Origin of the sequence: Bradyrhizobium genosp. SA-3 (genome assembly GCF_004212635.1) — a bacterium.
In the GTDB taxonomy this organism is placed as follows: domain Bacteria; phylum Pseudomonadota; class Alphaproteobacteria; order Rhizobiales; family Xanthobacteraceae; genus Bradyrhizobium.
Genome location: NZ_PSRT01000225.1, coordinates 1 through 8,573 on the forward strand (window position 1 = coordinate 1; position 8,573 = coordinate 8,573).

Annotated in this window: 9 protein-coding genes; 4 read left to right on the forward strand and 5 right to left on the reverse strand. The window is 64.5% G+C overall.

Annotated features, from left to right (window positions below):
• From CWO91_RS40345 to CWO91_RS40355, 3 genes are all read left to right on the forward strand, one after another.
• The coding region (locus CWO91_RS40345) for a GntR family transcriptional regulator (protein ID WP_130220895.1) at positions 1–644 on the forward strand (644 nt) is incomplete at its 5' end.
• A 193-nt stretch (positions 645–837) separates the two neighbouring features.
• A complete protein-coding gene (locus tag CWO91_RS40350; protein WP_130220896.1) occupies positions 838–1,266 on the forward strand; it encodes a response regulator in 429 nt (142 codons plus the stop codon).
• Positions 1,244–4,840 carry a PAS domain S-box protein gene (locus CWO91_RS40355; protein WP_130220897.1) on the forward strand — a complete coding sequence of 1,199 codons (3,597 nt, stop codon included), beginning with the start codon at positions 1,244–1,246 and terminating at the stop codon, positions 4,838–4,840. Before CWO91_RS40350 ends, CWO91_RS40355 begins: the two co-directional genes overlap by 23 nt.
• 131 nt (positions 4,841–4,971) lie before the next feature.
• On the opposite strand, the gene CWO91_RS40360 is transcribed toward CWO91_RS40355, so the two are convergent.
• On the reverse strand, positions 4,972–5,607 hold the full coding sequence (locus CWO91_RS40360) for a response regulator transcription factor (RefSeq protein WP_091897867.1): 636 nt from the start codon (positions 5,605–5,607) through the stop codon (positions 4,972–4,974).
• 149 nt (positions 5,608–5,756) lie between these two features.
• Here CWO91_RS40360 and CWO91_RS40365 point away from each other — a divergent pair, with 149 nt between their 5' ends.
• Positions 5,757–6,044: a hypothetical protein gene (locus CWO91_RS40365; RefSeq protein WP_130220898.1), complete on the forward strand. Its 288-nt coding sequence runs from the start codon at positions 5,757–5,759 to the stop codon at positions 6,042–6,044.
• A gap of 178 nt (positions 6,045–6,222) precedes the next feature.
• On the opposite strand, the gene CWO91_RS40370 is transcribed toward CWO91_RS40365, so the two are convergent.
• From CWO91_RS40370 to CWO91_RS40385, 4 genes are all read right to left on the reverse strand, one after another.
• Positions 6,223–6,726, reverse strand: coding sequence for a response regulator (locus CWO91_RS40370; protein ID WP_130220899.1), 504 nt, complete (start codon positions 6,724–6,726; stop codon positions 6,223–6,225).
• A 142-nt stretch (positions 6,727–6,868) separates the two neighbouring features.
• Positions 6,869–7,186 carry a pilus assembly protein PilZ gene (locus tag CWO91_RS40375; protein ID WP_091897861.1) on the reverse strand — a complete coding sequence of 106 codons (318 nt, stop codon included), beginning with the start codon at positions 7,184–7,186 and terminating at the stop codon, positions 6,869–6,871.
• A 2-nt stretch (positions 7,187–7,188) separates the two neighbouring features.
• The gene (locus tag CWO91_RS40380; RefSeq protein ID WP_130220900.1) at positions 7,189–8,067 is read right to left on the reverse strand and encodes a CheR family methyltransferase; all 879 of its coding nucleotides are present in this window, start codon (positions 8,065–8,067) and stop codon (positions 7,189–7,191) included.
• A gap of 61 nt (positions 8,068–8,128) precedes the next feature.
• The gene (locus CWO91_RS40385) at positions 8,129–8,515 is read right to left on the reverse strand and encodes a response regulator (RefSeq protein ID WP_091897857.1); all 387 of its coding nucleotides are present in this window, start codon (positions 8,513–8,515) and stop codon (positions 8,129–8,131) included.
• Between the last annotated feature and the right edge of the window lie 58 nt (positions 8,516–8,573).

Below are 8,573 nucleotides of genomic sequence, written 5' to 3' on the forward strand. Positions count from 1 at the left end.
CGCCGCAGGTGTTCGAGCGGCTGCGCAACGCGATTCTCGCGCTCGAGCTGCCGCCGGGCGCGCCGCTGTCGCGCACCGATCTCGCCACGCAATTCGGCGTCAGCTCGACGCCGATCCGCGACGCCCTGATGCGGCTGGAGGAAGAAGGGCTCGTCGACGTGTTTCCGCAGCACGCCACCGTGGTCAGCCGCGTCGATGTCGGCCGCGCCGAGCAGGCCCATTTCCTGCGCCAGGCGCTGGAACTCGAAATCGTCCGCCTGCTCGCGGAAAGGCATGACGCGGCCCTGGTCATCCGCCTCGACCACGCGATCGCGCTCCAGCAGCAATTCGCCAAGGCCGGCGACTTCGAGAGCTTCATCGCCGGCGACAATGATTTTCACGCGCAGCTTTATGCCGCGGCCGGCAAGCAGGAACTCTGGACGCTGGTGCGCAGCCGCAGCGGACATATCGACCGGCTGCGCCGGCTGCATTTGCCCTCACCCGGCAAGGCCCAGAACATCGTCCGTCACCACCGACTGATCACGCGCGCGATCGAGGCCGGAGATGCCGAGGCCGCGCAACAGCATCTGCGCAAACATCTGTCGGGCACGCTGAGCGAGCTGGACAAGATCCGAAGCCGCTATCCCGAATACCTGACTGACTAAGAGGGAACCCGAGCTGACCCGGCTTATGCACGAGAGCGTGCATATAGCGTTGGCAAGGCTCGGTAATCTCGACCGGATGGTGGCGCTCGCGAAGTGCTTGCGGGCTGGGCGGAATCCGCGCAACAATTTCGTCTTTAATGGCTTGATTTGCGGTCGCTGGGGCATCCCCATCCGACCCCGGAGGATCTCAGACGTGGCCAACATCCTGATCGTGGATGACGACCCGGCCGTGCAGATCACGATCCGGCTGCTCCTGGAGCGGGCCGGTCATCACGTCACCGTCGCCGGCGATGGCCACAAGGCACTTGCGTTGTTCGAGGCCAGCCCGTTCGACCTGTTGTTTCTCGACATTTTCATGCCCGGCATGGACGGGCTGGAGACGATGCGCCACATCCGGGCGCTGGCCCCGGCCATCCCGATCATCGTCATTTCCGGCCGTTCGGCCGCGCCGGACGCCTATGCGGAGCCGAATTTCCTGAAGATGGCAACCAAGCTCGGCGCGGTGGCAAGCTTGCAAAAGCCGTTCCGACCAGGCGCACTGCTCGCGGCGGTCGATGGCTGCCTGGGCACGGCCCAGGCGGCATCGGTGGGGAATCCGGATGTCAGCACCGGCCACCGATGACAAGGACCCTCATTCCTTTCCAGGCCAGAACAGGCGTGGCCATTCGGGAACCGGTGCGAATATCCCCATGACGCTCGCAACGCGGCTTGCCATCACGATGACCCTGCTGGTGGCGGTGACCGTGGCCGCAGTCGGATGGCTGGGCTATCGCAACACCACCCAAGCCGTCATTCCGCGGGTGCTGGAACGCGTCGAAGCCCAGTCACGGCTGCTGGCGACCAATCTCGAATCCTACGTCGCCGGCGCGCGCGGCGATCTGCTCGGCTACCGCTCTGCCGCAGCCATCAACGGCCTGATCCGCGCTCACATCGGTGGAGGCATCGACGCGTCCGACGGCGTGTCGGAGCAAACCTGGCGCGAGCGCATCGCAGCGCGGCTCGCAGCCGAGATCGACGCCAAACCCAATTACGGGCAATTTCGCATCATCGGTCTCGACGACGACCAGCGCGAGCTGGTCCGCGTCGATCGCTCCGGCCCGAATGGAAAGGCGCGGATCGCCCCCAGCGACGAACTGGAGCGCAAGAGCGAACGGAGCTATTTTCAGGAGACGATCCGGCTGGCGCCGGGCGAGATCTACGTGTCCGCCATCGATCTCGCCACCCGCCACGGAGGGACCACGACCTCGCACATTCCGACCTTACGCGTTGCAACCCCGCTGTTCACGGCGGACGGCAGGCCATTCGGCATCATCATCGCCAATATCGACATGCGACCGGCGCTCGACCGCGTCCGCTCCACCGTGACCTCGGGCGGAGAGATCTATGTCGTGAATTCGCGCGGCGACTATCTCGTCCATCCCGATCGCACGCGGGAATTCGGCGCATGGCATGATCGTCCCAACGACTGGCGCAAGGATTTTCCGTATTTTGCGGCCTCGGCCGGGACGCTGGAAGGATCCACGCGGCTCATGACCGACGGGTCGGGCCGGCCGAGCGGGGCGGCGATCGCGCCGGCGCTGCTCGTGGGCAAGGACTGGGTTGCGATCATCGAGACGATTCCCTCGCCGGTGTTCGGCCTCGTGCCCGCAGCGATTCAACGAACGTCCCTGCTGGTCGGCGTGCTTGCCGTGCTCGCTGCGGCTTTACTCGCGGTGCTCCTGGCGCGCTCATTGACGCGCCCGATCGGCCGCCTGACCAAGGCGGTGCAGGCCATCGGCAGCGGACGTCCGGCGGACATACCCGTCGATGCCAGCGGCGAGACCGGCGTGCTGGCACGGGCCTTTGCCCAGATGGTCGCGGAGACCCGGGCGAAAACGACCGCGCTTCAACGCGAGATCGAGGAGCATCGCCGCACCGAGGCAGCTCGAAGCCATCATGCGGCGCGCGAGCGCTTGTTCAGCGCCGCAGTGGAATCATCCGACGATGCGATCGTGATGCAGTCGCTTGATGCCATCATCACGGGCTGGAATCCGGCTGCCGAACGCCTCTATGGCTATTCGGCGGACGAGGCGATCGGTCAGTCCACCGCGATCATCGTACCCGCCGGCCGCCGCGAGTACGGCAAGGAAATCTTGCGGCGAATCGCCCGGGGCGAGCCGATCGAACGCTTCGAGACGGTGCGCCTGCGCAAGGACGGCACGCCGGTCGAGATCTCGCTCAGCCTCTCGCCGATCAGGGGACCGTCCGGCGAGATCATCGGCGCCTCCGGATCTGCGCGCAGCCTCACCGAGGCGCGCCGGGCCGAGCGGGCGCTGCAGCAGCAACTTGAGGAGCGCCGGCAGATCTTCGAGACGTCGCAGGACCTGATCATGGTCATGGACGCGCGCGGCCATGTCGTGCAGATCAGCCCGAGCTGCGAGACCATTCTCGGCTACCGGCCCGAGGAGATGATTGGCCGCAGCGGCGCCGACTTCGCGCATCCCGACCATCTGGAGCAGTCCCGCGCGGACATGCGCGCGGTGCGGCGTGGCGAACATCGCAGGCTCGGCGACACTCGCTGCTTGCACAAGAACGGACACGAGGTCTGGCTGTCCTGGCTCGGCAACTGGTCCGAGCAGGCGCAGCGTTTCTTCTTCGTCGGACGCGACATGACGGAGGCGCGGCTCGCGCAGGAATCGCTCCGCGAGAGCGAGCGCCTCGCCCGCAACATCGTCGAGACCGCGCTCGATGGTTTTGTGCAAATCGACGAAACCGGAACGATACTGGACTGGAACTCGCAGGCCGAGAGAATTTTTGGCTGGCTTCGTAGCGAGGCGATCGGCCGGAAGCTCACCACATTAATCATACCGGAAGCTCAGCGGTCCGCACACACGGCCGGCATGGAGCGTTTCCTGGCGACCGGAGAAGCCGCAATCCTCGGCCGCCGTTTCGACATTGAGGCCCAGCGCCGTGACGGAACCGCGATCAAGGTCGAACTCAGCATTACCGAGCTGAAACGCCGCGATGGCTTCGTGTTCAACGGGTTCATCCGCGACCTCACCGACAAGATCGCGGCCGAGGAGCGCATCCGCCATGCCGAGAAGATGGAGGCGGTCGGCCAGCTCACCGGCGGCGTGGCGCACGACTTCAACAACATCCTCACCGTCATCACCGGAACCATCGAGATCCTTGCGGAGGCGGTCGAGAAGGAGCCGCAGCTTGCCGCCATCACCAAGATGATCGACGAGGCGGCCGCGCGCGGCGCCGACCTGACCCAGCACCTGCTCGCCTTCGCGCGCAAGCAGCCGCTCCAGCCGCGCGAGATCGACATCAACTCGCTGATCATCGACACCGCGAAACTGCTGCGGCCGACGCTGGGCGAGCAGATCCAGATCGAATCGGTGTTCGAGGACGAGAGCTGCGTCGCGATCGTCGATCCCAACCAGCTCACCACCGCGATCCTCAACCTCGCACTCAATGCCCGCGACGCCATGCCGAACGGCGGCAAGCTGATCGTGGAGACGGGCACCGCCTATCTCGACGAGGTCTATGCCAGCGCCAACGACGTGCCGCCGGGGCACTACGTGCTGATTGCCGTGAGCGACACCGGCACCGGAATCCCTGCGAACATGCTGGCCAGAGTGTTCGACCCCTTCTTCACCTCGAAGGGCCCGGGCAAGGGCACCGGACTCGGGCTTTCGATGGTCTACGGCTTCATCAAGCAGTCCGCAGGGCACATCAAGATCTACAGCGAGGAAGGCCACGGCACCACGATCAAGATGTACCTGCCGCCGGGCAAGACGCCGACGGCGGTCGGCGAGGGCGTGACGGCGGCGGCGATCGAGGGCGGACACGAGACCATCCTGGTGGTCGAGGACGACCGCCTGGTGCGTGACTACGTGCTGGCTCAGCTGCATTCGCTGGGATACGTCACCTTGCAGGCCGCGAACGCCGCGGAGGCGCTCGCGATCGTCGCCGCCGGCAAGCCGTTCGACCTCCTGTTCACCGACGTCATCATGCCCGGCAAGATGAACGGACGTCAGCTCGCCGACGAGATCCAGAAGACCCGCCCCGATCTCAGGGTGGTCTACACGTCCGGCTATACCGAGAATGCGATCATCCATCACGGCCGGCTGGATTCGGGGGTTCTGCTGCTGGCCAAGCCCTATCGAAAATCGGATCTGGCGCGGATCATCCGCAGGGCACTGCAGGGATGAGCGCAGGCCTTTTATAGCTGGTCGCTGTAGCCCGGATGGAGCGCAGCGCAATCCGGGAAGTCTCTTGCCGCGTGCACCGGTCCCGGATTTCGCTGCGCTCCATCCGGGCTACAAAGGCTCGCCGATTGACCTTACGACGCGCGCTGGGCCGCGGTCATCACGATGCGGATCAGGTCGGCGGCATTGCGCGCGCCGAGCTTCTTCATGATGTTGGCGCGGTGGTCCTCGATGGTGCGTGGGCTGATGCCGAGCGTGCGGCCGGCTTCCTTGTTGGACGCACCGGAGGCGAACTGCTCGAGCACCTCGCGCTCCCTGCGCGTCAACGGCTCACGTCCGGGGAAATGCAGCGAGCCGAATTTCGGCGACGCATTCTCCGCCTGCCGGCGCGCATAGGCGCCGATCGCCTCGTCGAGCCGGCCGACGATCTCGCTGCCGCGGAACGGCTTCTCGATGAAGTCGAGCGCACCGCTCTTGATCGCCCCGACTGCCATCGCGATGTCGCCCTGCCCGGAGATCATGAAGATCGGCGCCGGATAGTCCTCGCCGTGCAATTCCTTGAGAATGTCGAGGCCCGACTTTCCGGGAATATGCACGTCGAGCAGGATCGCAGCCGGTGTGCGGTTCCGCGCGACGGAGAGCAGCGCTGCGCCGTCCGCAAAACAGATCACCTCATAGCCCGCCGCCTTCAACACCATCGACAAGGTGTCGCGAACGGCAGGGTCGTCGTCGACCACGAAGATTTCACCGCGAGAGCTTTGTTCGGCCATGTGCCACATCCAGTTGGCATGAAGGACTCGCGTCCGCGCCAACCGTTATGGCGTTCGGCGCGGATTCGGCCCACCCGTATTTGTACGGGACATAGACTTAACGCACAAGTAGCGGCATGGCGCCTAATTGCGGGAGACGGAGAATATCCATGCTAAATTTGGCCGATACACCGTCGTTGCTCGCAACGCCCGAAGTCGAGAGCCGTGAGCTGATTGCAGCTGACCTTCGCTTGCTGATCGTACAGATCGAGACCAGCATGCGCCGGATCGCCGCAGCCATGGATCAAGAACACGGCAATGATGCGGAAAGTTCCGCGGACGTCTTCATCCTCGACGACGTCACGCCCCAGTATGCCACCGCGAGCGCCGTCCTCGGCGCCTGCCGGGCGGGCCTTCGCCACGCCCTGCAATGCCTGTCGGAATCCAGCGACGCGTAGGATGGCGATCAGCGCGTCGGCGCGGCGGCCACATCCGATCGCATGGCAGCTCCGCAGCTAAAGCGCGACGAGATTAGGATGAATCGTCATCGCGCTTTAGGCTAGTTGTTTGAGCATGATCTTTTCGGAACCGCTGCGCACTTTGCGCTAACCCGGCCCTTCGGGTCCGGATCAAGCTTTAGGCGCGGTGCCGTTCCACGATCGCGTCGGTGGCGACACCCCCCCAGGTGTGGATTGCCGGCAGGCCCATCGCGGTCTTGCCGAGATTGGCGAGGCTGATGCGCAGGGCCGCCAGATCCAGCGGCTTCGGCAGGCTCTGGAGCTCGATCCCGACGGAACGGGCGAAGCTGCGGGCGGCACTGCGGCGCTTGCCGTCCATGCCGCTGATGACGATCACGGCGCCGGCGAATTTCGCCTCCTTCATCTCGCGCAGCACGTCGATGCCGTCGCCATCCTCCAGCACGAGATCGAGCGTCACGCAGTCGAAGCGCGCGGCGCGGAGCTTCTCGATCGCTTCCGCCACTGACGGCGCCACGGTGACTTCGTGGCCGGCCTGCTTGGCAGCGACCGTGATCAGGCTGCGCTGCGTGGCGTCGTCGTCGACCACCAGGAGCTGAAGCGCACGCCGCTCGGCGACGTCGGGCAGGTTTGATGAGACGGGGGAGAGAGAGCTTCTGGGCATTGCCGGTATTCCTGAGATTGAGACCAGCAATGGTTACACGGCTCGCGCTTAGACGACGTAAAGCGGCTATGGCAAATTGGCTCTGATGTTTCAGCAAATATAAAGCAACGTGGCGGAAAGCGCGGCGCCAGCCACGCGCCGATCAGGCTGCGGCGTCATGGCCGCCGGTCGCCCCGCGCTTCTTCCGGTTCTTGCCGCGCAGGAACTGGATGTCCATTTCGGCGCCGTTGACGCGCACCAGCTCGCAGCGGCGGTAGGCGAGGCCGGTTGAGGACAGCAGCAGAAAGAACTCTTTCAGGTTCAGCCCCTGGATCGAGCCTTCCACCGTGAGGATGGCGTCGGTGTCGGAGATCGCGTTGAGCTTGCAGTCGCGCCGCCAGGTGCCGTCGATCGCCATGATGCAGACGTCATAGCCGCGGCTGAACGTTACGCGCTCCGCACCTTTTCCATCCTCGGCCATGCTTACCGTCCTGCCATCGCCGCCAGGCGCGGGGCCGCGTCGACGAGAGCCGGCTTGGCTGCCGCCGCGCGCGGATCGTTCGGCTTGTAGAGGCCGCGCCGCTCCGCGATCGGCCTGAACGTGTCGGTCAATCCGACCACGGTCTCGGCCGCACCCAGCACCAGGAAGCCGTCGGGCTCGATCTGGCGCGCCAGGCGATTGAAGATGTTGATCTTGGTATCCTGGTCGAAATAGATCAGCACGTTGCGGCAGAAGATCACGTCGAAGGTGCCGAGCTGGGCAAAATCGTGCAGCAAATTGAGCTGCCGATGCTGGATCATCGCCCGCAATTCGGGATTGATCTGCCAGGTCTCGCCGATCTGCTTGAAATATTTGACCAGCATCTGGATCGGCAGGCCACGCTGCACCTCGAACTGGCTGTAGATGCCGGCCTTGGCCTTTTCCAGCACCTCCTGCGACAAGTCGGTCGCGATGATCTCGATGCGCCAGCCGGTGAGAGCCGCCCCCATCTCCTTCAGGCACATCGCCAGCGAATAGGGCTCCTGCCCGGTCGAGCCGGCGGCGCACCAGATGCGCACGCTGCGGCGGCCGGCGCGCGCCTTGATGACCTCGGGCATGATCGTGTCGCGGAAATGATCGAACGGCACCTTGTCGCGAAAGAAGAAGGTCTCATTGGTGGTCATGGCTTCGACCACGTCGGTGATCAGCGGGCGCGCGCCGGCCTGCAGCTTCTGCACAAGCTCGGCGATGCCGGAGAGTCCGGTCTTGCGGGCGAGCGGCAGCAGGCGGCTTTCGATCAGGTATTGCTTGTCTGCGGACAGGTCGAGACCGGAATTATCCTTTAGGAACTTGCGCAGATACTCGTACTCGGTCGGGGTCACGGATGGCCTCTTCGAAACTGTACTGGGAACACTCTGGCCCAAACACGCGGGCCAGACACACTCAGACCATGGTTTGTCCGACCGGGATCAAACCAACTTCAGCGAATTTGTCGGCGATAATGTCCTTGTCGAAGGGCTTCATGATGTACTCGTTAGCGCCGCCGCTGAGCGCCTGGGCGATATGAGCCACGTTGTTCTCGGTGGTGCAGAACACCACTTTGGGCTGGTCGCCGCCGGGCAGGCGACGCATATGGCCCATGAATTCGAAGCCGTCCATCACGGGCATGTTCCAGTCGAGCAGCACCGCATCGGGCAGCTTGCGTTGGCAGATTTCGAGCGCCTTCGAGCCGTCCTCGGCCTCGGTGACCTCGAACTCCAGGCCTTCCAGAATCCGGCGCGCGATCTTGCGCACGACGCTGGAATCATCGACCACCAAACACGTTTTCATTTTGGTTCTCCGGTTTCGATGTTTCGGTTGGCTCACGCAGCCATTTGCACTTTGGTTT

Coding starts and splice junctions, on each gene's coding strand:
- CWO91_RS40365 (WP_130220898.1), top strand. CDS start 5,757: ATGCTAAATTTGGCCGATACACCGTCGTTGCTCGCAACGCCCGAAGTC.
- CWO91_RS40360 (WP_091897867.1), bottom strand. CDS start 5,607: ATGGCCGAACAAAGCTCTCGCGGTGAAATCTTCGTGGTCGACGACGAC.
- CWO91_RS40370 (WP_130220899.1), bottom strand. CDS start 6,726: ATGCCCAGAAGCTCTCTCTCCCCCGTCTCATCAAACCTGCCCGACGTC.
- CWO91_RS40375 (WP_091897861.1), bottom strand. CDS start 7,186: ATGGCCGAGGATGGAAAAGGTGCGGAGCGCGTAACGTTCAGCCGCGGC.
- CWO91_RS40385 (WP_091897857.1), bottom strand. CDS start 8,515: ATGAAAACGTGTTTGGTGGTCGATGATTCCAGCGTCGTGCGCAAGATC.
- CWO91_RS40355 (WP_130220897.1), top strand. CDS start 1,244: ATGTCAGCACCGGCCACCGATGACAAGGACCCTCATTCCTTTCCAGGC.